The organism is Comamonas resistens, assembly GCF_030064165.1.
In the GTDB taxonomy this organism is placed as follows: domain Bacteria; phylum Pseudomonadota; class Gammaproteobacteria; order Burkholderiales; family Burkholderiaceae_C; genus Comamonas; species Comamonas resistens.
On record NZ_CP125947.1, the window covers coordinates 3,850,426 to 3,874,165 of the forward strand.

Consider the following 23,740-nt stretch of genomic DNA (forward strand, 5'->3'; position numbering starts at 1 on the left):
ACCGCCCCCGGGCGGTTTTTTCATGCGCAATGCAGCGAGCCGCTCACCGCAGCACATCCCCCATGCACAGGTACTTGATTTCCAGATATTCATCGAGGCCGTGACGCGAGCCTTCACGACCCAGACCCGACTGTTTGACGCCGCCAAAGGGCACATGCTCGGTGGCGATGACGCCGGCATTCACACCGACCATGCCGTACTCCAGCGCCTCCCCCACACGGAAGATGCGCCCCACATCCCGGCTGTAGAAATAGCTGGCCAGACCGAATTCGGTGGCATTGGCCGCATCAATGGCTTGCTGCTCGGTCGCAAAGCGGAAGACAGGCGCCAGCGGACCGAAGGTTTCCTCGCGCGCCACCAGCATGCCGGCATGGGCATCGGCAATGACTGTGGGGGCGAAGAACTGCCCTTGCAGACGCTGACCACCAACCACAATGCGGCCGCCCTTGGCCACGGCGTCATCGATATGACGCTGCACCTTGTCCAGCGCTGCGGGCTCAATCAGCGGACCCTGGGTCACACCGGATTCAAAGCCGTTGCCCACCTTCAGCGTCCGGACTCTGGCAGCAAACAGCTCCACAAAGCGCTCATAAACACCGTCTTGCACATAAATGCGATTGGCGCACACGCAAGTCTGGCCTGCATTGCGGTACTTGCTGGCGACGGCCCCTTCAACGGCAGACTCCAGGTCCGCATCATCGAACACGATGAACGGAGCATTGCCCCCCAGCTCCAGCGCCAGCTTCTTGACCGTGGGCGCGCACTGAGCCATCAGCAGGCGCCCGACTTCGGTGCTACCCGTGAAGCTCAGGTGGCGCACCACATCGCTCTCGCACAGCTGCTTGCCCACGGCAATGCTGCCGGCAGCATCGCTGGTGAGCACATTGAGCACACCGGCAGGGAAACCGGCGCGAGCCGCCAGCTCGGTGACGGCCAAGGCCGTCAGCGGTGTCAACTCGGCAGGTTTGATGACCACGGTGCAACCTGCCGCCAGAGCCGGCGCCACCTTGCGGGTGATCATGGCCAAAGGGAAGTTCCACGGCGTGATGGCCGCACACACACCAATCGGCTGGCGAATCACCAGCAGACGCCGGTTGTTGTCGAACTGAGGCAGGGTTTCGCCATTGCTGCGTTTGGCCTCCTCGGCAAACCATTCGACAAAGCTGGCTCCATAGACCACCTCGCCCTTGGCTTCGGGAAAGGGCTTGCCCTGTTCGGCGGTCATGATGCGGGCGATATCGTCCTGGTGCTGGACCAACAGCTGGAACCAGCGCATCAACACGGCATGGCGCTCCTTGCCCGTCTTGGCTCGCCAGCTCGGCAGCACCGCATTGGCCGCCGCGATGGCCTGCTCGGTCTCCGCAACGCCCAGGCAGGCCACATCGGCCAGATGCTGGCCCGTCGCGGGATCATGCACGGGGAAACGGTTTGAGCCACCAACCCAGTTGCCATCGATATAGGCATCAGTGCGCAGCAGACTGGGATCGCCGAGCAAAGCCAGCGGATTAGGATTCAGTTTCATACAAATAAATGCGAGTGACGGGTAGAAGACAGCAGGTCGGCAGACGATGCACTCAGACCTGCGGTACGAGTGTCGGCAGCGAATCCGCCCTGCTCTTGCGCGTGGCGCACAGTTGCACCCAGATGCCAGCGCACACAATGACCAGCGCGGCAAAGCCCGTAGAGAGCACCAGGGGACGGTATTGATCGACAAACAGCATCACCACCAGCGAGACGACAATGAAGACAATCACCAGATAGGTCAGCCAGGGGAATAGCCACATCTTCAGGCGAATCTCGCGGCCTTCGCTCTCCAGCTTGCGGCGCATCTTGAGCTGGGAGCAGGCCACCACCAGATAGACCAGCATGGCGATCATGCCGGTGCTGTTCATCAGCAGGTCCAGAATGTCTCGGGGGCGCATGGACTCAAAGAAGTTCAGCACGGCCACGGCAACCGCCATCACGCAGGACAGCAGCACCGCATAGACCGGCGTCCCATTGGCACGCGTGCGCTGCAAAATCGCGGGCGCATCGCCACGGCGGGACAGGGAATACAGCATGCGCGAGCAGGTATAGTGCGCCGAGATAAAGCAGCTGCTCACCGAGGTCAGCACCACAAAGCTCATCAGCCACTTGGCGCCGGGTACGCCCAGCAACTCCAGCGTGCGGCGATAAGAGCCGTAGCCTGACTGACCCAGATGCGGATCATTCCAGGGCACCAGGCAGACGATCAGGAAGATGGAGCCGATATAGAACAGGCAGATGCGCCAGACCACGGAATTGGTGGCGCGCACGATCTGCTCAGCAGGGTTCTGAGCCTCGGAGGCCGCGATGGTGACGATCTCCGCCCCCAAAAAAGCGAACATCACGCCTAACAAGGCCACGGCCAGCGAACCGATGCCGTTGGGCATGAAGCCGCCATGTGCGGTGAGAGCACTCCAGCCCCGGGCTTCACCCAGCGGCCAGAGCTTGAGCACGGCCAGTGTGCCCAGAGCGATGAAGGCCGTGATGGCTATCACCTTGATCAGCGCGAACCAGAACTCGAACTCGCCGTAGTTGCGCACCTGCAAAAAATTCACCAGGATCAGCAGCCCCGTCATGATGGCCGTGAACTGGTTGACGCTGATGGCCGGAAACCAGTCATGCAGGATGAGGCCCGCTACATAGGCCTCCCATGCCATCAACAGCGTCCAGAACCACCAGTACAACCAGCCGATGGTGAAACCGGCCCAGCGGCCTATGGCTTTTTCGGCATAGGTGGAAAACGAGCCTGTATCCGGGGAAGACGTAGCCATTTCCCCCAGCATGCGCATGATGAGAATCACCAAAACACCCCCGGCCAGATAGGCCAGCACGGAGGCAGGCCCAGCCTGGGCGATGACACTGCCGGAGCCCACAAACAGGGCGGCACCGATGACGCCGGCAATGGACATCATGGTGAGGTGCCGGGTCTTGAGGGCGCTGCTCAGGGCGTTGCCACCGTCGGGCGGGGATGAGCGGGTATCGGTCTGCATGATGATGTTTGTCTCCATCGTTTTGAACCAAGCCCTGGCGCAGCCAGAGCCCAGGCCAGACACCCATCTGTGGGGCGTCTTGGCCTGTGTTGTGCAGGATTGCCGGCTTATGCCAAGGCCGCTGCCACGCTGTCCGCCAGCAGCGCCAGACCTTCGTCCAATACGGCCATGGGCACGGTCAGCGGCACCAGAATGCGGATCACATTGCCATAGGTCCCGCAGGACAGCAGAATCAGCCCGCGAGCAGCAGCCTCGGCCACGATGCGCTTGGCTGCATCGGCATCGGGGCGCTTTACATCGCCGCCCTGCCCCAGCTCGAACGCCACCATGGCGCCGGGGCCGCGCACATCCACAATGGCGGGGTGGCGTGCAGCCATATCGCGCAGACCGACACGCAGGCGCTCACCCACTTTGCGGGCGCGCTCCAGCAATTGCTCCTGCTCGAACACCTTCAGTACCGCCAGAGCCGCAGCCACGGCCACGGGGCTGCCTGCATAGGTTCCACCCAGGCCGCCCGGGGCCGGTGCATCCATGATGTCGGCGCGTCCCGTAACAGCAGCTAGCGGATAGCCACCGGCAAGGGACTTGGCAGTGGTAATCAGATCCGGGACCACAGGCCACTGCTCGCTGGCGTACCAGGTGCCGGTACGGCCGGCACCAGTTTGCACCTCATCGGCGATGAGCAAAATGCCATGGGCATCGGCAATAGCCTTGAGGCCGGCCACGAATTCCGCAGGTGCGGGGTAGAAGCCACCCTCGCCCTGCACGGGCTCCAGAATGAAGGCCGCGACGCGCTCGGGCTCGATGTCGTACTTGAACAGCGCGCGCACCGAATCCAGCGCGGCCTCAACGCTGACGCCATGCAGGGCATTCGGGTAGAGCGCGTGGTAGATCTCCCCCGGGAAAGGGCCGAAACCCAGCTTGTAGGGCGCCACCTTGCCGGTCAGACCCATGGTGAGGTTGGTGCGACCATGGAAGCTGCCGCCGAAGGCGATGATGCCTGGGCGACGCGTATGGGCGCGGGCGATCTTGACGGCGTTCTCGACAGCTTCGGCTCCCGTGCTCAGCAGCATGGTCTTCTTGACAGCGCTGCCCGGCGCCATGGCATTGAGCTTTTCTGCCAGCTCCACATAGGACTCATAGGCCACGACCTGGAAGCAGGTATGGCTGAAGTTCTCGATCTGGCGCTGCACAGCAGCTGTGATTTCTGGATGAGAGTGACCCGTATTGAGCACCGCAATGCCACCGGCAAAGTCGATATGGCGACGCCCTTCCACATCCCAGATTTCCGAATTGTGAGCATGGCTGATGAAGACCGAATGCGACTGGCTGACGCCACGTGGCAAAGCGTTTTGGCGGCGAGCCATCAAGGTCGCATTGCTGCCCTTGGCGGCGGCTTGGACGAATTCGGGGACCGGATGATTCATGGTGTCTCCAGAGATATGGTGTTGGAAGCTATCGCAGCGACTGCGGCAGGACAGCACCAATGTATGAATCAGATGGCTCGCACACCATGTACAGTTCAGGGGCACTGGCGGCATCACTGTGCTGTATGCCGTTGCTGTACAGGCTAACCCTAGGCCGCTGGCGCACAGAGCCAAGCCAGGGCCTTCAGCGCTGCAATACTCGGAACCCACGGGTACGTTCGCCATGGCCACTGGTTTCTTTTTCGATGCTGAACCTACAAACCGACTCCCCAACGCCTCTGGTGATGCAGATCACCGAAGGCATTCACGCGCTGATCGATGCTCATCAGCTCAAGCCCGGTACCAAGCTGCCCTCCATCCGGGCATTCGCGGCCCAGCATTCGGTCAGCGTATTCACGGTGGTGGAAGCCTATGACCGCCTGGTGGCACAGGGGTTGCTGGTCAGCCGTGCCAATGCCGGTTTTTTCATCAACCGCACAGCGCGAGAGCATGCGGACGACGGCGAAACCAGCGAGCGCGACAAGCCGGTGTTCGACGGCGCCTGGTATCTCAAGCAGATCTTCGAGAACCGGGACTGGCCCATCAAACCCGGCTGTGGCTGGCTGCCCGACGACTGGATGTTTGCCGATGGCGTGCGACGCGGTCTGCGCAAGCTCGCCGCCGAGGGGCTGTCTCTCAGCGGCTATGGCGACCCCATGGGCTTGCCTGCACTGCGTCAGGCAATTTCTTTGCATCTGGAGCAGGATCAGCTCATTCAGTCCACGCCCGCCCAGGTTCTGCTCACCCATGGCTCCAGCCACGGCCTGGATCTGGCCGCCCGCACGCTGGTGCAACCCGGTGATGTGGTGCTGGTCGATGACCCTGGCTACCCGAATCTGATGAGCTTGCTGCGCTCGCTGGGCGCACGACTGGTGGGCGTTCCACGCACGCCAAACGGGTATGACATGCAGGCACTGGAGCAACTGCTGGCCACCGAGCGCCCCAAGGCCTTCTTCACCCAGCCACGCCTGCAAAGCCCGACCTGTACGCGCGCCAGCCTGGCGCAACTGCACCAGATCCTTCAATGGGCCGCCCAGCACGACTTCATGCTGGTGGAAAACGATATCTACGCCGATATGGATGCCGGCCACCAGCCCTCTTTAGCCAGCCTGGACCAGTTGCACCGCGTGATTTATCTTGGCAGCTACTCCAAGATCATCTCGGCCAATTTGCGGGTGGGCTATCTGCTGACCCATCCCCAGTTGGTGCAGCAGCTCGTGCATCTGAAAATGCAGGCGGGCCTGACAAGCTCCGAAGTGGCAGAGCAACTGGTCTACAACGTGATCACGGATGGACGCTGGCGCAAGCATCTGAAATCGCTGCGCGAGCGGCTGGCCCTGGCCCATGACAGCGCGGCACATCGGCTGCAGAGCCTGGGGTTCGAGCTGTATTGCGAACCCCGCGAAGGCATGTACCTATGGGCACGCCACCCTGACCTTGCGGACAGCACAGTTGCTGTAGATGCCGCGGCTCGGCACGGTATTTTGCTGGGGCTGGGGAGATTGTTTGTCGTCGACGACCGGCCGACGGGATGGTTGCGCTTCAATGTCGCTTTTTGCGAGGAAGAGCAGTTGTGGCAATGGCTTGAAGAGTGGCTGGCGGAGGCCAGGTCAGCGACTGCGCGGGCCTGAAGACTCAGGCTTTCTTGACCGGATCAGGGATCAGGCAGGCCTCGGCCACCTGCAGGTCGTTGTCCTTGGCAAAGTTCAGGCAAAAATCCCAGGCCATGGGTTCGTAATCACGCAGATCACGGTTGACCACCACACACTTGACCCCGTTCATCACCGTGGGCACGCACCAGGGGGAATAGCTGAGGTGGCTGCCCTGGCAAGCACCTCCGGGGCGGAACTGGCTCATGACACCGGCCAGTCGCTCGGCCCAGTCACTGGGTCGGAACGTTTTGCCGGCCTGGGTCATACCCAGAATGAACAGTTCTTTGCTGGAGGGGGTAACCATCAATATTCGCCAAAAAATCGGGGGCGACCAGGCGGGATCTCCACCAACATGCCCAATGAATTATTTTATCTCTTATATAAGAGATGGGGTATGCCCAAGGCCGTCATCCCCAGTATGGCGTAGGTTCATTGCATGGCAGCGATGCGCAATGCGCAATGTTGGGGTTATCGGGGGACTCTAGAATCAAGCCTCGCAATTTTCAAGGTGTCGCAAGGCACCGACTACTGTCCTTTTGAGGAGACTTCCGCAATGACCGCTTTCACCGAGGTTGCCCAACCCCATGTGATGACCACCTATGGCCGTGTGCCCATCGCTCTGGAGCGAGGCCAGGGCTGCCGTCTGTGGGACGTCAACGGCAAGGAGTACCTCGACGCGCTGGGCGGCATCGCGGTCAACACGCTCGGGCACAACCACCCCAAGTTCGTGCCCGCCATTCAGGACCAGGTCGCCAAGCTGATCCACTGCTCCAACTACTACAACGTGCCTGGCCAGGAAGAGCTGGCCAAGCTGCTGACCGAGCGCGCGAAGATGGACAGGGCCTTCTTCTGCAGCACCGGCCTGGAGGCCAATGAGGCCGCCATCAAGCTGGCGCGCAAGTACGGCGTGGACAAGGGCATCGCCAATCCCGTGATCGTGGTCTATGACCATGCTTTCCACGGCCGCTCGCTGGGCACCATGAGCGCCACGGCCAACCCCAAGGTGCGCGAAGGCTTCGGTCCCCTGCTGGATGGCTTTATCCGCATTGCGGCCAACGATATCGAAGCGCTGAAGAAAGCCACCGAAGGCAACCCCAACATCGTGGGCGTGATGATGGAGCCCATTCAGGGCGAAGGCGGCTTGCACCCCATGCGCGCCGAATACATGCAGCAGGTGCGCGCCCTGTGCGACGCCAATGACTGGCTGATGATTCTGGACGAGGTTCAGTCCGGCATGGGCCGCACCGGCAAATGGTTTGCTCACCAGTGGGCCGGCATCGTGCCTGATGTGATGTCTCTGGCCAAGGGCCTGGGCTCGGGTGTGCCCGTGGGCGCTCTCGTGGCCAAGGGCAAGGCAGCCGAGGTGTTCAAGCCTGGCAACCACGGCACGACCTTTGGCGGCAACCCCCTGTCCATGCGCGCAGGCATCGAAACCATCCGCATCATGGAAGAGGATGGACTGCTGGAGCACACCACCAAGGTTGGTGCACACTTGAAGGCCAAGCTGCAACAGGAACTGGGCTCTCTGCCAGGCGTGGTGGACGTGCGCGGCGAGGGCCTGATCATCGGGATCGAGCTGAACAAGCCCTGCGGCGTGCTGCTCACCCGTGGCGCCGAAGCCGGCCTGCTGTTCTCCGTGACCGCCGACACCGTGGTCCGCCTGGTGCCGCCGCTGATCATGACCGAAGCCGAGGCCGATGAGGTTGTGGCCCGGCTCCTGCCCCTGGTGCAGCAGTTCCTTGCCGAATGAAAGATTTGTCGATGACAGCCATCAAACACTATCTGCAATTTTCCGACTTCACGGCCGACGAGTACGACTACCTGCTGGCGCGCGCGGCCCTGATCAAGAAGAAATTCAAGGGCTACGAAAAGCACCACACCCTGGTCGACCGCACGCTGGCCATGATCTTCGAGAAGGCCAGTACCCGCACGCGCGTGAGCTTTGAAGCCGGCATGTACCAGCTGGGTGGCTCGGTGGTGCACCTGACCACGGGCGACAGCCAGCTGGGCCGTGCCGAGCCCATCGAGGACAGTGCCCGCGTCATCAGCCGCATGACCGACCTGGTGATGATCCGCACCTTCGGCCAGGAGAAGATCGAGCGCTTTGCCTCTCACTCGCGCGTGCCAGTCATCAACGGCCTGACCAACGAATTCCACCCCTGCCAGATCCTGGCCGACATCTTCACCTTCATCGAGCACCGTGGCTCGATCAAGGGCAAGGTCGTGGCCTGGGTCGGTGACGGCAACAATATGGCCAACACCTGGCTGCAGGCCGCCGATCTGCTGGGCTTTACCGTCCATGTCAGCACGCCCGGCGGCTACGAGGTGGACGAGCAGCTGGCCTTCAACGGCAAGCCCGTCAACCCCGGCTGCTACAAGGTATTCAAAGACCCTCTCGAAGCCTGCAAGGGTGCCGATCTGGTCACCACCGATGTGTGGACCAGCATGGGCTATGAAGCCGAGAACGAGGAGCGCCGCAAGGCCTTTGCCGACTGGTGCGTGGATGCCGAGATGATGGCCTCCGCCCAGAGCGACGCCCTGTTCATGCATTGCCTGCCCGCCCACCGCGGCGAAGAGGTGCAAGCCGAAGTCATCGACGGGCCGCAATCCGTGGTCTGGGACGAGGCCGAAAACCGCATGCATGTGCAAAAGGCTTTGATGGAATACCTGCTGCTGGGCCGCCAGCCAGGCTGATCGCGCCCTCCTGGCTCATCTGCACACCCCTACCACACCCATGCAGCTGAGCCACATCACATCTCCACACCGCCAGCAGGTTCTGCGCCAGCTGGCGGTTTTCTTTTGCCCGCGGCGCCCCGATCTGGGCGATGCGCGCTACGGACACTGCGGCGGCCAGCGCGCCTTGCGCCAGCCCCATATCGCACGCCATACCCGTGTGCCTTCCCATTTCGGGCCGCGCAAGCCATTTGCCGCCCGCGTGCGCGCGCTCTATGTGCGCATCCACACCTTCTATCTGAAGTTTCTTCAAGGCCACACCTAGTGGCCCAGGCCCCGAAGCCGATGCTGCGCCCTGCAACGCCCGGCTTCCTCACCCCTTCCAGCAGCCATCCTCTCCATGAGGAGGATGGCGTGACCGCGATGCCTGAATTCTTGAAGAAACACCATGCCCTCCTCCATCCACCCCTGCCTGACCTGCGGCGTGTGCTGCCAGAACTACCGAGTGGAGTTTTCCATCTACGAGCTTCAATCCATGGGCGGCACCGTCCCGGACGAACTGGCCCATGAAGTGCCCGAGAGGGGCAACCGCGCTCGCATGAACGGCACCGCCACCCATCCCGTGCGCTGCGTGGCGCTGCGCGAGCTGCCCGAGGTCGGCGAGGGCTGCGTGGGCTGCGGCATCTACGAGCAGCGCTCGCGCCCCTGCCGCGACTTCCCGTTTGCGTCCTATGGCTGCCACGACACACGCGCCAAATTCGGACTCCCCGAGCTGGAAGAGGAAGATGTCACGCACTGGCGGGAAGCAGCCTGAGCTATCAAACTTGATAGCTGGTTGCGCATACAGCTTATAGGCTTCAGCTTCAAAATAGCTTGAAACCTAACAATATCAAGCGCCACAAGCTACGGTTTTAAAAGCTAGCACGCACAAAAAAGGCCTGAGGCCCGTTCACGGGGCACTCAGGCCTTTTTCGTTGAGGACGCTTGAACGCTCAGGACTTCTTGGGCGCGCAGCTATCGCCCTCACAGGCACTGCAGCCGCCGCAGCTGCTGCCCTTGGCCACCGGCGCCAGGGCCGGGTGCAGCCTGGCGGCACGCTGTCGCCAGTTGGCGGGCAGATAGCGCCACAGCAAGGAAACAGCAGCCAGAGCCACGATCACCGCCACAATAATTTCTTGCCACATCGTCTTTCCTTTCAATTCACGGCTGGCCTCAACCCCAGCCCAGCGCCACCGCAATGCGGTAGGTCACAAAGGCGCTGAGGTAGGCCAGACCGAACAGATAGCCCAGCATGATCAGCGGATAGCGCCAGCCGTTGGTCTCGCGCTTGACCATGGCCAGGGTGGATATGCACTGGGGCGCAAAGATGAACCACACGAGCAGGGACAAGGCCGTCGCCAGCGACCAGCTGCTGGCAATCAGCGGGCCCAGCTGCTGGGCCATGGCGTCATCGCTGGAAGCAGACAGCGCATACACCGTGCCCAGCGCGCCCACGGCCACCTCACGCGCCGCCATGCCCGGCACCAGGGCAATGGCGATCTGCCAGTTGAAGCCAATGGGCGCCAGCACCACTTCCAGCATGCGGCCCAACTGGCCCGCATAGCTGTAGCGGATGGCGGCTTCCGCACCTTCGGGAGCTGCAGGGTAGCTGGCCAGGAACCACAGCACGATGCTCACCGTCAGGATGATGCCGCCCACGCGGCGCAGGAAGATGAGGGCGCGCTCATACAGGCCCAGGGCCAGACTGCGAATGCTGGGCCAGCGGTAGGCAGGCAGCTCCATCATCAGCGGCGTGCGGGTCTTGTTGGCTCTGAACAGCTTGGCCACCCAAGCAACAGCCATGGCGCTGACAATGCCGCCGATATACAGCGCAAACAGCACCAGCCCCTGCAGGTTGAACAGCCCGCCGACCTGGCGGTCGGGGATGAAGGCCGCGATCAGCAATGCATAGACCGGCAGACGCGCCGAGCAGGTCATCAGCGGCGCAATCATGATGGTCAGCAGGCGGTCGCGCCAGCTGGAAATCGATCGCGTGGCCATGATGCCCGGCACTGCGCAGGCAAAGCTGGACAGCAGCGGAATGAAGGAGCGGCCCGACAGGCCCACCGTGCCCATGATGCGATCCAGCAGGAAGGCCGCACGCGGCAGATAGCCCGAATCCTCGAGCACCAGAATGAAGAAGAACAGAATCAGAATCTGCGGCAGGAACACCAGCACGGCGCCCGTACCTGCAATCACGCCATCGACCAGCAGGCTGCGCAGCACGCCGTCCGGCATGACCTGGGCAACCCACTGACCAAAGCGGGCCACGCCGCCTTCAATGCCCTCCATCAGCGGAGCAGCCCAGCTGAACACGGCCTGGAAGATCAGGAACAGCGTCACCAGCAGCAGCAGCGTGCCCCAGACGGGGTGCAGCACCACGGCATCGATGCGGTCGCCGCGCTGGTTGTCCTGCAGCGGCTCCTGCACGGCCTCATTCATGATGGCCGCCACCTGCTGGTGCAGGCTCAGCAACTGCTCCTTGGCGCCAAGCCCTGCCTTGGGCTGCCAGTGGCCTTCCATGGACGGTGCCTTGAGTGCGCGCGCCTGGTCGCTATCGAGCCAGTTCAGCAGTTCCTTGCCGCCATCCGTGCGCACGCCCACGCTCTCGATCACGGGCAGGCCCAGCGCCTGGCCGAGCTTGACCTTGTCCACCACAATGCCCTGGCGCTTGGCCATATCGCTCATATTGAGCACCAACACCATGGGCAGTCCCAGGGCACGGGCCTCCAGCACCAGACGCAGGTTCAGACGCAGATGGGTGGCATCGGTCACGCAGATCAGCAGCTCGGGCGGTGCCTCGCGCCCATGCAGGCCGCTGACGATGTCGCGGGTGATGCGCTCGTCCTCGCTGTGCGCATGCAGGCTGTAGGTTCCGGGCAGGTCCAGCAGGCGCACACGGCGCTTGCCGGGCGTGCTCAGCCAGCCCTCCTTGCGCTCCACCGTCACGCCGGCGTAGTTGGCCACCTTCTGGCGCGCGCCGGTCAGCAGATTGAACAATGCGGTCTTGCCGCAGTTCGGGTTGCCCAGCAAGGCGGCGCGCAGCGGCGCGTGCGGATCGGCGGCCGCAGAGCCGGCATTCAGGTTCTGGATGGAGATGTTTTGCACTGCAGACTCTAGGGTCGTGGTTTCACGCGCGTTCATGGGGGTTAGGCCTCCAGTGCCACCAGCACCCGCGACGCCTCGTAGCGACGCAGCGCAAAAGTGGCAGAGCCCACGCGCACGGCCAGCGGGTCGGGGCCGGGAAAGCCGGTGGCCACGATGCACACACGCTCACCGGGCAGAAAACCGATTTCCATGAGGCGCAGCATCAGCTCCTGCTCCTCCACATTGGCTGCACTGGCCAGGTCCACCACCAGGGCCGGCTGGTTGACGGACAGCTTGTCGAGGCTGATCGCAGCTCGCGCGCTCACTGGCGACTGGGCGGCCTCAGCCAGGCCATTCGACGCTGATACAGTGGCCGCGCTACCTGGGGCCGAGGACTGCAAGTTACTCATGGCAGCTATTTTATTGAGTTTAATTCTCATTATGGTTAAGACGCCTTCTGAGTCCCAGCAAGCCGAGGTGCCTCCACGCAGATTTTTCGCGCCAACTCCCTCAGAAAGTCTGCGTTTGCACACCTTGCAGCCCCGGCCGGCCGTGTTTCCTTGCAGGGCAGTCGGATTTTTTCAGCGCCATCGCCAAGGCCTCCGCAGCGCAGAGAAAATTCCGCCCCAGTTCTTTTCCGGTCCAACCATGACCCATCCCTGCCTGACCTGCGGTGCCTGCTGCGCATCATTTCGCGTGGATTTCTCCATCCATGAATCTCAGGAACAGGGAGGTCACGTACCGTCCGGCCTGATCGAGGAAGTCACCGCCACCACCTGCCGCATGCGCGGCACGGACTGGGCACGACCACGCTGCGCTGCGCTGGTGGGCAAGGTGGGCGAGAAAGCCTCCTGCGGCATCTATGAGTGGCGCCCCTCGCCGTGCCGGGAATTTGCAGCAGGCTCGGACGCCTGCAATCGCGTGCGTCTGCGCCATGGGCTTCCCGCCCTGGAAACCGGACTGCTCTGAAAAGCAGAGCTGCCTACGCAGGCTGTGAATCGATATCAGCCTCCATCAGCACCACGCTGATGTTGTCCTTGCCTCCTGCCTCATTGGCGCTGGCGATCAGGCGGTGCAGCAACAAAGGCAGTGGCGCCTGTTCGGAGAACAAGTCCTGCAGGCGATCGTCGTCGAGCATGTCGGTCAGCCCGTCCGAGCACAGCATGATGCGGTCCCGCTGCCGCAGCGGCCACAGGTTCAGCTCCGGCTCTATCTCGGGCGTCACCCCCAGAGCCCGCGTGACCAGATGGCTGAAGCGGGAGGCCTTGGCCTGCTGCTCGCTGATCAGGCCTGCGTCAATGTCCTGCTGCACCAGCGAGTGGTCGCGCGTGATGCGCTGCAGCCGCCCTTCGCGCCAGGCGTAGGCGCGTGAATCCCCCAAATGGGCCAGCAGCAGTTGCTGCTGCAGCACCAGCGCCACCACCACGGTCGTGCCCATGCCCTGGCAGCCTGGCGTGGACTGCGCCGCCAGAATGGCCGTATTGGCCATGCGCAATGCATCCACCAGCTCGCACTCTGCAGTCTTGCCCGATGCATCGGCGCCTGGGCCGTGCTGCAGCGCAGCCGTCACCAGATCCACCGCCATGGTGCTGGCAACCTCGCCCGCGTTATAGCCGCCCATGCCGTCCGCCAGAACGGCCACCGGCCAGGGTTCGGCTTTCGGCCGCACGCCCACCGCGTCTTCGTTGTTGCCTCTGCGCAAGCCTATATCCGCGCAGGCGACCATGCGCACGGCAGGCCATGCACGCATAGGGCTGGAAAGTTCGGCGACAGACATGAAAAGTGGACGGAAAAGGCGCTGCGAGAAAAAAGTTTCCAAGCGTAACTCAAGTCATGGCGCCCTCTTGTCTGACAAAGCGCCGTTTTGACAATGTTTGGAGTTCTGCCCCCACCCACCAGGCCTTGACTCGCATTTCCCGTCCATGGCCGCAATTCTGTTCAATACAGCGCGCCCCCGGCCGTACAGACTGCCAGCCGACTTCACTTTCAGGTTGATTCATGTTGTCTTCCCTGCTGGCCATGGCCGGATTTGCGCTGGCGGGCGCCATCACGCCCGGCCCCGTCAATGTGCTGGCTCTGCGCCATGGCTGCGAAAGCTCCAGAAGCATTGCCATGCTGTACGTGCTGGGCGCCAGCCTCAGCTATGCCGCCATCGTCTGGCTCATGGGTCAAGGCGGGCACTGGCTGCTGGGGCAGCCTACGCTGGCGCAATGGGCTCCCCGCCTGTGCGCCGCCTATCTGCTGTGGCTGGCCTGGAAGCTGGCGTGTGCGCCAGCCGTATCGGTCACCTCCGGCTCCGGCGAGGCTCGGACCTCCGCCAGCGCCCGGTCCATGCCCGCTTTTTTGCAAGGGGCGGCCGTGCAGGGCCTCAACCCCAAGGCCTGGCTGGTGGCTCTGTCGGGCGTGGGCATGTTTGTGCTGCCGCTGTCGGCGGCGCAAATGCCGTTGCATATCGCACTGGCGTGGTTTTGCGCGGTGTCGCTCACCGCCTGCCTGCTGGGCGTTGGCTGCTGGGCCACCCTGGGCAGGGCATTGAGCCAATGGCTTGCCACACCTGCGCGCCAGCAAGGCCTGAACCGGATACTGGCGCTGATGCTGGTAATCAGTGTGTTCAGCATGCTGGCATGATGCAAGGCGCCATGCAGCCCTCCATCCATCAGATTCACCGCCACCCGGCCCTGCCCTGGGCCGAGCTGCGCATCAGCCATCAGTCCTGCCATAGCTACCGGCTGCATACCCATGCGCAGTATTCCATTGGCCTGGTGGACAAAGGCGCAACCCTGTTTCACCATGCCCAAGGCCCGGACCGCGTGCGTGCGGGCGGCGTCGTGGTGATGGAGCCCGGTCACTGGCATGCCTGCAATCCGGAGCTGTCCAGGCCCTGGTCCTACCGCATGCTGTTTGTCCAAGCCTCATGGCTGCATGCGCAACTGGGCGTCCAAGCCCTGCACTTTGAGCAGCGCACCATTCACGACGCCGAGGTCTCGCAGCTGGCAGACAAGGTGTGCAGCCCTCTGGGTGCCCATCCAGACCCGCAGGCCGTCGATGCCTACACGCAGACATTGATCCAGCTGCTGCGCCAGCTGGGTACGGCGGCAAGCTCGCAAGCCTCATCAGCCCCGCACAATGCTGCCTACCCTGCTTTGCAGCAGATGCACCGCCACCCTGAAGAAGAAGTCACCATGCAGACCCTGGCAGAGCTTTGCGGCATGAGTCCGACGCGCTTTAGCCGGCACTTCAAGGCTCTCACCGGCGTGACGCCTGGCACCTATCGCCTCAATCTGCGACTCAATGGGGCCAGGCAGCTGCTGGCCCAGGGCGAATCCCTGGCCTGTGCCGCACAGCACATGGGCTTTGCCGACCAGGCCCATATGCAGCGCGCTTTCAAGGCCCATCACGCCATGACGCCAGGCAATTACGCCCACAACTGCAGCTGAGCGGCAAGAATCTGCCGTCACACATCCCCCGGACGGCTGTGGGCTTCCGTCTTTCGCGGGATACTCGCGGCTTGTTTTCAGCGTTCTGCAAATGAGAAATGGCCGATTTTGACAGCATCCAACAACGAGAAACCGGCCTGAGCCAGACACTCAACTCCGCCCAGATGGCCATGATTGCCATTGGCGGCGCCATAGGCACGGGCCTGTTCATGGGCAGTGCTTTTGCCATTGGCGTAGCCGGGCCCAGCGTGATCATCAGCTATGCGATCGGTGCGCTCATCGGCCTGCTGCTCATGGGCTGCCTGGCCGAGATGACCGTGGCCCACCCCACCAGCGGCTCGTTCGGCGCCTATGCCGAGCACTACATCAGTCCGCTGGCCGGCTTCATGGTCCGCTATGCCTACTGGGCCGCCGTGGTTCTGGCCGTGGGCATGGAGGTCACGGCCGTCGGCAAATACATGAAATACTGGTTCCCTGCCGTGGACCAGTGGGTATGGGTCGCACTTTTTTCCATAGCCCTGGCCGCCATCAACGCCACCAGCGTCAAGGCCTTTGGCCAGGTGGAATATGTGTTTTCCATGATCAAGGTGGTGGCCATCGTGGCCTTTATCCTGATCGGCGCCTACGTGATCTTTGGCGCGCGTCCCGAAGGCGTGGGCTTTGCCAACTACACCGTGGGGGGCGGCTTTTTCCCCAACGGCTGGTGGGGCACCTGGGTCGGCGTGATCGTGGCCATCTTCAGCTACCTGAGCCTGGAATCCATTGCGATTGCCGCAGGTGAAGCAGAAAGGCCCAAGCAGGCCGTGACCCTGGCATTTCGCACCACCGTGCTGCGTCTGGTGCTGTTCTATCTGCTGTCCCTGTCCATCATGCTGGCCATCGTTCCCTGGAACCATGCAGGTACGGACAAGAGCCCGTTTGTGAAGGTGATGGAGATTCTCAACATCCCCGGCGCCGCAGGCGTACTCAACTTTGTGGTGCTGCTGGCTTCGCTGTCGGCCATGAACAGCCAGCTCTATGTGACTTCGCGCATGATGTTCAGCCTCTCGCGCGGCGGCTATGCGCCCAGGCCCTTGGGCAAGCTCAACAGCCGCGGCGTGCCCATGGGCGCGATTGCAGTTTCTTGCCTGGGCATGGCCGTGGCCATGGTGCTCAATGTCTGGAAACCCGAGCAATCGCTGGAGCTGATGATGTCGATTGCCATGTTCGGCGCCATGTTTGCCTGGTTCATGGTCTTTGTCACCCACCTGTTCTTCCGCCCGCGCTGGCGGCGTGAACATCCGGGCCAGAAGCTGGAGTTCCGCATGTGGGGCTTTCCCGTCTTCACCCTGCTGGGGGCGCTGCTGATGGCCGGCGTGATCGTGACCACCTTGTTCACCAAGGAGTTCCATACGACAACCCTGGTCGGCGTGCCGTTCCTGGTGGCACTCGTCGTCATCTATGCTCTCTGGTATAGGAAGAAGAAAGTCACCCCCTGAGCGGCTACGCCGCTTCCCCCTCTCTCGCGTTGCTTCGCAATCCGGGAGGGGGACGACACCATCGCTGCGGGGCGGCCCTTGCTTGGTGTCTCTGACCTAGGCCATGTTTTAGCCAGCGCTGCTCCCTTGAATATTCGAAACACCACTGCCATGACACGCCAGATCTGGGATATTTCTCCCGCCATTGCTCCCGCCAGCCCGGTGTTCCCCGGCGATACCCCTTATTCCCAGGAATGGTGCGCCACGATCGGCCCGGGCTGCCCCGTCAATGTCAGCGCCATTCGCATGAGTCCGCATGTGGGCGCGCATGCCGATGCTCCGCTGCACTATGACGCGCAGGGCGCGGCCATTGGTGCTGTGGACCTGGACGCCTTTCTCGGCCCTTGCCGCGTGATTCACGCCATAGATTGCGGTCCGCTGATCGAATGGCAGCATATCGCCCACGCCATCAGCGCCGACCTGCCAGCGCGCGTGCTGGTGCGCACTTACCAGACCGCGCCCACAAGCTGGGACCCCCAGTTGGCCGCCTACGCCCCCGAAACCGTGCAGAAACTGGCCGACCTGGGCGTGAAGCTCATCGGCATAGACACGGCCAGCATCGACCCCGCCAGCAGCAAGACACTGGACAGCCATATGGTGATCCGCCAGCGCGGCCTGCGCGTGCTGGAAAATCTGGTGCTCGACGCCGTGGCCGAAGGCGACTATGAGCTGATTGCGCTACCGCTCAAGCTCACCGAAGCCGATGCATCGCCGGTAAGAGCCGTGCTGCGCGCACTGAATTAGTTTGAAGCAAAAACTGGCTGCAGCGCAGACACAATCAGCGCCAGCAGCTATCAAAAACATAGATCGAGAAACGAGGAAGACGATGACCACCTTGCAAGACTGCCAGGCACTGGATACCCAAGACAAGCTGCGCCCCCTGCGCGATCGCTTTGCCCTGCCTGAGGGCGTGATCTATCTGGACGGCAATTCCCTGGGCGCCCAGCCCAAGGCAGCAGCCGCGCGCGTGGCCGAAGTCGTCACCCAGGAATGGGGCAAGGACCTGATCACCTCGTGGAACAAGGCCGGCTGGATCACCCTGCCCGAACGTCTGGGCAACCAGTTCGCACCCTGGATTGGCGTGGGCGCGGGCGAGCTGGTGTTCACCGACACCACCTCCATCAATCTCTACAAGGTGCTCAGCGCTGCCGCGCGCATCGCCCGCGAAGATGCGCCCGGCCGCAAGAAGCTGATCAGCGAGCGCAGCAACTTCCCCACCGACCTCTATATCGCCCAATCCGTCTGCCAGGAATACGGCCTGGAGCTGGTACTGCTGGAGCCCGAGGAAATCGCTGGCGCACTACAGGCCGATGTGGCGATCTCCATGCTCACCCATGTCAACTATCGCACGGGCGCCATGCACGACATGGCCGCCGTCACGGCCGCGGCCCATGCCAAGGGCATTCTCTGCGTCTGGGATCTGTGCCATAGCGCAGGTGCCGTGCCCGTGGACCTCAAGGGTGCCGATGCCGACTTCGCCGTAGGCTGCAGCTACAAATACCTCAACGGCGGCCCCGGCTCGCCGGCCTTCGTCTGGGCTCATCCGCGCCTGATCAACCGCTTCTGGCAGCCGCTGTCGGGCTGGTTCGGCCATGCCGAGCCCTTCAAGTTCGTGCCCGACTACCACCCCGCCCAGGGCATTCAGCGCTATCTGTGCGGCACCCAGCCCATGGTCAGCATGAGCGTGCTGCAATGCGGCATCGACATCTATACCGAAGCCGAAGCTTTCGGCGGCATGGCCGCGCTGCGCACCAAATCGCTGGCCCTGACCGACCTGTTCATCAAGCTGGTCGAAGAACGCTGCCAGGGCCACGGCCTGGGTCTGGCCACCCCGCGCGAGCATGCAGCGCGCGGCTCGCAGGTCTGCCTGACCCGGGAAGAAGGCCTGGGCGTCGACGGCCAGGACAGCGGCGCTTACGCCATCGTCCAGGCGCTGATTGCGCGCGGCGTGATCGGCGACTTCCGCAAGGGCGACGGCGGCACGGGCAGGCACAAGGACATTTTGCGTTTCGGCTTCACGCCGCTGTACGTGGGCTTCGAGGATGTCTGGAATGCCGTGGAGCATCTGCGCCAGGTGCTGGAGTCGGGCGAGTGGAAGCGGCCTGAGTTCAACACCATCAACGCAGTCACTTAATCCCCTGAGCCGCTTTGCTGCTTCCCCCAGGGGACGACGCCCTCAGCTAGGCGCCCCGCCGCGAGGCGGCTCTTGCTCGGCGTCTCTGACCTAGAACATCGCCCTGCCGCAAGCCGGAGTGAATACACATCACTCCGGGAACGGCTTCAGTAAGACTGATCGCTCAGCGATGCCCAGAGATGCGCGGCCACCAGCGCTCTCCAGGGCTGGAACTGATCGAGCCAGATACGCGCCTGCAATGCGTCGGGTTTTGCCGCATATGGCTTTTCTTTTTGCATCAGCAATCCAATGGCGCGGCGCACGGCCACATCGCCGTGCAGGCTGCCATCGGGCCAGCCATAACCGCGCAACAGGCTGTAGTTCACGGTCCAGGGGCCTATGCCCTTGATGGCCAGCAGTTGCCGGGTCACGGCCTCGGCCGTTTCTGCACTCCATTGCGAGCTGTGCAGCGCCCAGTCATCGAGCGGCAAGGCGCCCTCATTCACTGCCTGCGCCACGCTCAGCAAGGTCTGTGCCTTGGCTTGGGAAAAACTCAGCGCACGCAGCTGATCCACATCCAACGCTGCGACCTGCGCCGCACCGGGATAGGCCAGGAGATGCGCGGCCTCCGGCAGCAGTTGCCGGGTCTGAGCATCCAGCGGCAAGCCCGCTGCTTCTATCAGCTTGCGTCGCAGACTGACGGCCACGGCCACCGAAATCTGCTGACCCATGATGGCCCAGCTCAATGCTTCGAAGGGTGTGGGCGATGCCGGTACATGCAGGCCGCTTTGCCGCTGCAGCAGCGGCCCCAGTTCGGCATGCGCCCCGTGGACCTGCAGCAAGGCACTGGGCGGCCAAGCCAGACCCAGCATGCGCTGCAACATGGCTTGCAGCTTCTGCTGGTGGACATCCACGTCCCGCAGCTCTTCACCCGGCACATGCAGGCGCGCCTCTACCTCCGTCTGATTCCATTGCAGCACCAGCAAAGCGGGCTTCCCGTGCCAGATCAAGGCCTTGAACAAACGCTGCTCGGGTACTTGCAGCAACTCCGAACGCTGCTGCACATCCCGGCCGTGAAAGGCCAGAAATTCATGCCAGCGGTAGGACTCGGGCAGGCTTTGTTGGCATTCAATCCACATGCGATCCCTATGATTTACGACTTACGCAAATCAGGTTCAGGAAAGACGTTTGCCCTATGGACATACCTCTTGTGCACCCTTGTTTGCGTAAACCCTATGATTTTGAGAGCTGATAGCGCTTGATATTCATGGTCATCTCAGCAAAAACACCTTGAAATTCTCAAATATCAAGCGTTGCCAGCTATGCTTTTCATATCAGGCTAGGCTGAGTTGCGTTGCTGGGCCTCGCGCAGCAGCAGCGCACGCTTGCGCTCCACGCCCCAGCGATAGCCCGAGATGCTGCCGTCGTTGCGCAGCACACGATGACAGGGCACGGCCACTGCAATCGGGTTGGCCGCCACCGCGCTGGCCACGGCACGCGTGGACTGCGGCATGCCCATCTGGCGCGCCAGTTCCGAATAGCTGAGCGTCTGGCCCGCAGGTATCTTCTGCAAGGCCTGCCATACCCGCTGCTGGAAGGCCGTGCCCTGAATATCCAGCGGCAGGGTCAGCCCCAGACGCGGCTGCTCGATCAGGGCCACCACCTGAGCCACGGTCTGCTCATATTGCCCATCGGCTCCTATCAGCTCCGCCGCCGCAAAGCGTTGCTGCAAATCCTCGATCAGTTGCTGCGGATCGTCGCCCAGCAGCACGCAGCACACACCCTGCTGCGTGCTGGCGACAAGCAGACTGCCCAGCGAGCATTCGGCCAGCGCAAAGCGGATGCTCTGATGGCGCCCGCGCTGGCGATAGGTTTGCGGCGCCATGCCCAGCATGGCGGGGGCGTCTTTATAGAAGCTGCTGCTGGCCTCGTAACCGCTCAGATAGGCGGCATCGGTGACCGAGCTGCTTTGCTGTGGCTGCAGGGCCGCACGCACATGCTGGCCCCGATGCGCCTTGGCATAGGCCTTGGGCGTGAGCCCTGTGGCTCTCTTGAAGCTGCGATGCAGCTGCCAGGGGCTGAGCCGCAGGCGCTGCGCCAGCTCGTCCAGCGAAGGCACGGGATCTTCGGCCTCAAGCCAGCGGCAGCATTGCGCCATGCGTTCGTCCATGGAGAGCATCTCGGTATCTGGTGCAGCGGTGTGGGCGGGGCGGGACATGGCATGAACCTCATCAGTGATGGATGGACTTTACGCAATGCCAGGATGCGTCGCATCCACGTTCTTGCACCTTGAACATGACAACTTTCGGTTACGCTGCACGCCTTGCATCAGATTTTCTTCGATAGACCATGACCACCGAATCCTCCGGCTGCCCCATGCATGGCGGCGAAGCCATTGTCCGTGACGAGAAAGCCCAGCTCGACTTCAGCCGCGACATGAGCTATGGCGACTACCTGCACCTGGATCAGATTCTGACGGCCCAGCATCCCCTGTCGCCCGCACACGACGAGATGCTGTTCATCATCCAGCACCAGACCAGCGAACTGTGGATGAAGCTGATGCTACATGAGGTGCGCGCGGCCACGGCGGCCATCGCCAATGCCTCGGGCGAAACCAAGCCCGATGCCTTCAAGATGCTGGCACGCGTGAGCCGCATCATGGAACAGCTGGTCAGCGCCTGGACGGTGCTCTCGACCATGACACCGCCCGAATACACGGCCATGCGCCCCTATCTGGCCCAGTCCAGTGGCTTTCAGAGCTATCAGTACCGCTGCATAGAGTTTGCGCTGGGCAACAAGAATGCGGCCATGCTCAAACCCCATGAGCACCGCAGCGATCTTCTGGCCCAGGTGCAGGCCGCCTATGAGTCGCCCTCGCTGTACGACGTGGCCCTGCAGTTGCTGGCGCGCGAAGGCATAGCGGTGCCCGCCGACCGCCTGCAGCGCGACTGGACCCAGCCCTATGAAGCCAGCGAAGGCGTCAAGCAGGCCTGGATCACCGTCTACCGCGACCCGCACAAATACTGGGATCTGTACCAGTTGGGCGAAAAGCTGGCCGATATCGAGGACGCTTTCCGTCTCTGGCGTTTCCGCCATCTGACCACGGTGGAGCGTGTCATCGGCTTCAAGCGCGGCACCGGCGGCACGGGTGGCGTCAGCTACCTCAAGAAGATGCTGGATGTGGTGCTGTTTCCCGAGATCTGGAGCCTGAGAACAGAGTTGTAACCCCCTGAGCCGCTGCGCGGCTTCCCCAAGGGGGACGGCACCTTCGCCGCGAGGCGGCTCTTGCTCGGTGCCTCTGGGTTTGGGCCGCGCCGGTTTTAAAGGCTGTACCCATCTCATGCCCCTGCGTGACAGACGGGCGGGGCTGAATTCGCTACAACGGCGGCAGGCCTTTCTGCTTTTCCCTTTTTCGCCCTGCCAGGGCTTGCCTGGCATTTTCTTCATGTCCAGCCCCGCCCCCCAAGCACCCTCCTCCGGCCATTTTTCTGCCACCTGGCCCATGCTGCTCTGCCTGCTGACCGGCTTTGCCCTGAGCCAGGCCTACCGCACGGTGGCATCCATCATGGCCGACGGTCTGCGCACGGACTTTGGCCTGTCTGCACAGTCTCTGGGCTCGTTCGCCGGCTTGTTCGGTCTGTCGTTTGGCGTGGCCCAGTTGCTGATGGGCATCGGCATGGATATCTACGGGCTGCGCCGCACGCTGGTGCTGACCTTTCCGCTGACCATTGCGGGCGCGGCGCTGTCGGCTTTTGCGCCCAGCTATGCCTGGCTGATGCTGGGTCAGTTGCTGATCGGCGTGGGCTGCTCGCCCGCCTTTCTGGCTTGCACCATGTTCATCGCACGCCATTTCCCAGCCGACCGCTTCGCCTATTTTTCGGGCATCGCGATGGGCATGGGCGGGCTGGGCCTGCTGTTTACCGGCACGCCACTGGCCTGGCTGGTCCAGCACATGGGCTGGCGCAGCGGCTTTGGGCTGCTGGCGCTGCTCAGCGCCCTGTCATGGCTGCTGATCTTTTTCAAGGTGCATGAGCCGACTCTGGCCAGCGACTCTCAGCCCAAGCCCGGCTTTATGCAGGCGCTCAAGGGCTTTGGCAGCCTGCTATTGCTGCCTCATACCTGGGGCATTGTGCTGCTGGGCATGGTCAGCTATGCATCGTTCCTCACGGTACGCGGGCTGTGGCTCAGCCCCATGCTGATGGACCGCTATCAGTTTTCCCTGATCGCCACGGGCAATGTGGCACTGACGGCATCGCTGATTTCACTGTTTGCGCCTTCGCTGTTCGGCAAGCTGGACCCCGGCCCGCAAAAGCGCCGCCAGCGCATCGCCCGTTTTGCGCTGCTGATGGCCGGCATCTTCATCGTCCTGGCCTTGGTGCATCAGGCCAGCGTCAGCGTGGCCCTGCTGCTGCTGATGAGCTCGCTGTCCGGTTATGGCACGCTGCTGTATGCCGATGTGCGCTCCTCCTATCCCAAGGAGGCCACGGGGCGCGCGCTGTCCATTTTCACCATGGCCATGTTCCTCGGGGCTGCACTGATGCAGTCGCTCTCTGGCGTGGTGGCAGGCGCGGCCGAGCGCCATGGCCTGGATATCTATCTGGCCGTCATGCTGATGATTGCCTGCATGCTGGGCCTGGGCGCTCTGGCCTACTGGCTGATCAGACCCTCTGCGCTGCTGAAGCAAGCTTCATATTAAAAAGCCGCTTGCGCAATGCCATCATGCGCAAACAGCTCTCATATCA

The 23,740-nt window shown here is 62.7% G+C and carries 23 protein-coding genes; 13 read left to right on the top strand and 10 right to left on the bottom strand.

Features of this window, described 5'->3' with window-relative positions; genetic code table 11:
- Positions 1-43: 43 nt before the first annotated feature.
- The 3 genes from QMY55_RS17895 to gabT form a co-directional block, all read right to left on the bottom strand.
- Positions 44-1,522: an NAD-dependent succinate-semialdehyde dehydrogenase gene (locus tag QMY55_RS17895; protein ID WP_283485498.1), complete on the bottom strand. Its 1,479-nt coding sequence runs from the start codon at positions 1,520-1,522 to the stop codon at positions 44-46.
- A 52-nt stretch (positions 1,523-1,574) separates the two neighbouring features.
- On the bottom strand, positions 1,575-3,014 hold the full coding sequence (locus QMY55_RS17900) for an amino acid permease (RefSeq protein WP_283485499.1): 1,440 nt from the start codon (positions 3,012-3,014) through the stop codon (positions 1,575-1,577).
- A 107-nt stretch (positions 3,015-3,121) separates the two neighbouring features.
- A complete protein-coding gene (gene gabT, locus QMY55_RS17905; RefSeq protein WP_283485500.1) occupies positions 3,122-4,441 on the bottom strand; it encodes a 4-aminobutyrate--2-oxoglutarate transaminase in 1,320 nt (439 codons plus the stop codon).
- A 245-nt stretch (positions 4,442-4,686) separates the two neighbouring features.
- Between gabT and QMY55_RS17910 the strand changes: the two genes are divergently transcribed.
- Positions 4,687-6,111, top strand: coding sequence for an aminotransferase-like domain-containing protein (locus QMY55_RS17910; protein ID WP_283485501.1), 1,425 nt, complete (start codon positions 4,687-4,689; stop codon positions 6,109-6,111).
- Positions 6,112-6,115: 4 nt separating this feature from the next.
- Here QMY55_RS17910 and QMY55_RS17915 read toward each other — a convergent pair whose 3' ends face one another.
- On the bottom strand, positions 6,116-6,436 hold the full coding sequence (locus tag QMY55_RS17915; RefSeq protein ID WP_283485502.1) for a DUF3579 domain-containing protein: 321 nt from the start codon (positions 6,434-6,436) through the stop codon (positions 6,116-6,118).
- Positions 6,437-6,685: 249 nt separating this feature from the next.
- On the opposite strand from QMY55_RS17915, the gene QMY55_RS17920 reads away from it, so the two are divergent.
- The 4 genes from QMY55_RS17920 to QMY55_RS17935 all read left to right on the top strand — a co-directional run bounded on the left by QMY55_RS17920 (position 6,686) and on the right by QMY55_RS17935 (position 9,619).
- Positions 6,686-7,882: an aspartate aminotransferase family protein gene (locus QMY55_RS17920; RefSeq protein WP_283485503.1), complete on the top strand. Its 1,197-nt coding sequence runs from the start codon at positions 6,686-6,688 to the stop codon at positions 7,880-7,882.
- Between the two features lie 20 nt (positions 7,883-7,902).
- Entirely contained in the window at positions 7,903-8,826 is a 924-nt protein-coding gene (gene argF / locus QMY55_RS17925; protein ID WP_283489005.1) for an ornithine carbamoyltransferase, read from the top strand.
- A gap of 40 nt (positions 8,827-8,866) precedes the next feature.
- Positions 8,867-9,130, top strand: coding sequence for a hypothetical protein (locus QMY55_RS17930; RefSeq protein WP_283485504.1), 264 nt, complete (start codon positions 8,867-8,869; stop codon positions 9,128-9,130).
- A gap of 123 nt (positions 9,131-9,253) precedes the next feature.
- Positions 9,254-9,619, top strand: a complete 366-nt coding sequence (locus QMY55_RS17935) for a YkgJ family cysteine cluster protein (RefSeq protein ID WP_283485505.1) — start codon at positions 9,254-9,256, stop codon at positions 9,617-9,619.
- A gap of 178 nt (positions 9,620-9,797) precedes the next feature.
- Here QMY55_RS17935 and QMY55_RS17940 read toward each other — a convergent pair whose 3' ends face one another.
- Genes QMY55_RS17940 through QMY55_RS17950 form a run of 3 tightly spaced genes read right to left on the bottom strand, consistent with a single transcriptional unit; the run spans position 9,798 to position 12,341 of the window.
- Positions 9,798-9,989 carry a hypothetical protein gene (locus QMY55_RS17940; protein WP_283485506.1) on the bottom strand — a complete coding sequence of 64 codons (192 nt, stop codon included), beginning with the start codon at positions 9,987-9,989 and terminating at the stop codon, positions 9,798-9,800.
- Between the two features lie 28 nt (positions 9,990-10,017).
- Positions 10,018-11,988, bottom strand: a complete 1,971-nt coding sequence (feoB, locus tag QMY55_RS17945) for a ferrous iron transporter B (protein WP_283485507.1) — start codon at positions 11,986-11,988, stop codon at positions 10,018-10,020.
- A gap of 5 nt (positions 11,989-11,993) precedes the next feature.
- Positions 11,994-12,341: a FeoA family protein gene (locus tag QMY55_RS17950; protein WP_283485508.1), complete on the bottom strand. Its 348-nt coding sequence runs from the start codon at positions 12,339-12,341 to the stop codon at positions 11,994-11,996.
- A gap of 238 nt (positions 12,342-12,579) precedes the next feature.
- Here QMY55_RS17950 and QMY55_RS17955 point away from each other — a divergent pair, with 238 nt between their 5' ends.
- Entirely contained in the window at positions 12,580-12,900 is a 321-nt protein-coding gene (locus tag QMY55_RS17955) for a YkgJ family cysteine cluster protein (RefSeq protein WP_283485509.1), read from the top strand.
- Positions 12,901-12,913: 13 nt separating this feature from the next.
- Here the strand turns inward: QMY55_RS17955 and QMY55_RS17960 are convergent, their stop codons facing one another.
- The gene (locus tag QMY55_RS17960) at positions 12,914-13,657 is read right to left on the bottom strand and encodes a Stp1/IreP family PP2C-type Ser/Thr phosphatase (protein ID WP_283489006.1); all 744 of its coding nucleotides are present in this window, start codon (positions 13,655-13,657) and stop codon (positions 12,914-12,916) included.
- 272 nt (positions 13,658-13,929) lie between these two features.
- Between QMY55_RS17960 and QMY55_RS17965 the strand changes: the two genes are divergently transcribed.
- The 5 genes from QMY55_RS17965 (at position 13,930) to kynU (ending at position 19,019) form a co-directional block, all read left to right on the top strand.
- Positions 13,930-14,559 carry a LysE family translocator gene (locus QMY55_RS17965; protein WP_283485510.1) on the top strand — a complete coding sequence of 210 codons (630 nt, stop codon included), beginning with the start codon at positions 13,930-13,932 and terminating at the stop codon, positions 14,557-14,559.
- Complete coding sequence (locus QMY55_RS17970; RefSeq protein ID WP_283485511.1) at positions 14,556-15,368, top strand: AraC family transcriptional regulator; 813 nt, start codon at positions 14,556-14,558, stop codon at positions 15,366-15,368. The genes QMY55_RS17965 and QMY55_RS17970 overlap by 4 nt, the downstream gene beginning before the upstream one ends.
- 98 nt (positions 15,369-15,466) lie before the next feature.
- Complete coding sequence (locus QMY55_RS17975) at positions 15,467-16,846, top strand: amino acid permease (protein ID WP_283485512.1); 1,380 nt, start codon at positions 15,467-15,469, stop codon at positions 16,844-16,846.
- A gap of 150 nt (positions 16,847-16,996) precedes the next feature.
- A complete protein-coding gene (gene kynB / locus QMY55_RS17980; protein WP_283485514.1) occupies positions 16,997-17,629 on the top strand; it encodes an arylformamidase in 633 nt (210 codons plus the stop codon).
- An 82-nt stretch (positions 17,630-17,711) separates the two neighbouring features.
- Positions 17,712-19,019: a kynureninase gene (gene kynU / locus QMY55_RS17985; RefSeq protein WP_283485515.1), complete on the top strand. Its 1,308-nt coding sequence runs from the start codon at positions 17,712-17,714 to the stop codon at positions 19,017-19,019.
- A 146-nt stretch (positions 19,020-19,165) separates the two neighbouring features.
- Here the strand turns inward: kynU and QMY55_RS17990 are convergent, their stop codons facing one another.
- Together QMY55_RS17990 and QMY55_RS17995 are read right to left on the bottom strand one after the other, a co-directional pair.
- Positions 19,166-20,137: a DNA-3-methyladenine glycosylase 2 gene (locus QMY55_RS17990; protein WP_283485516.1), complete on the bottom strand. Its 972-nt coding sequence runs from the start codon at positions 20,135-20,137 to the stop codon at positions 19,166-19,168.
- Between the two features lie 200 nt (positions 20,138-20,337).
- Positions 20,338-21,216 (bottom strand): methylated-DNA--[protein]-cysteine S-methyltransferase, encoded by an 879-nt coding sequence (locus tag QMY55_RS17995; RefSeq protein ID WP_283485517.1) that lies wholly within the window; start codon positions 21,214-21,216, stop codon positions 20,338-20,340.
- A 131-nt stretch (positions 21,217-21,347) separates the two neighbouring features.
- Between QMY55_RS17995 and kynA the strand changes: the two genes are divergently transcribed.
- Positions 21,348-22,223, top strand: a complete 876-nt coding sequence (kynA, locus tag QMY55_RS18000; RefSeq protein ID WP_283485518.1) for a tryptophan 2,3-dioxygenase — start codon at positions 21,348-21,350, stop codon at positions 22,221-22,223.
- Positions 22,224-22,443: 220 nt separating this feature from the next.
- The gene (locus QMY55_RS18005) at positions 22,444-23,694 is read left to right on the top strand and encodes an MFS transporter (RefSeq protein ID WP_283485519.1); all 1,251 of its coding nucleotides are present in this window, start codon (positions 22,444-22,446) and stop codon (positions 23,692-23,694) included.
- Positions 23,695-23,740 lie beyond the last annotated feature (46 nt).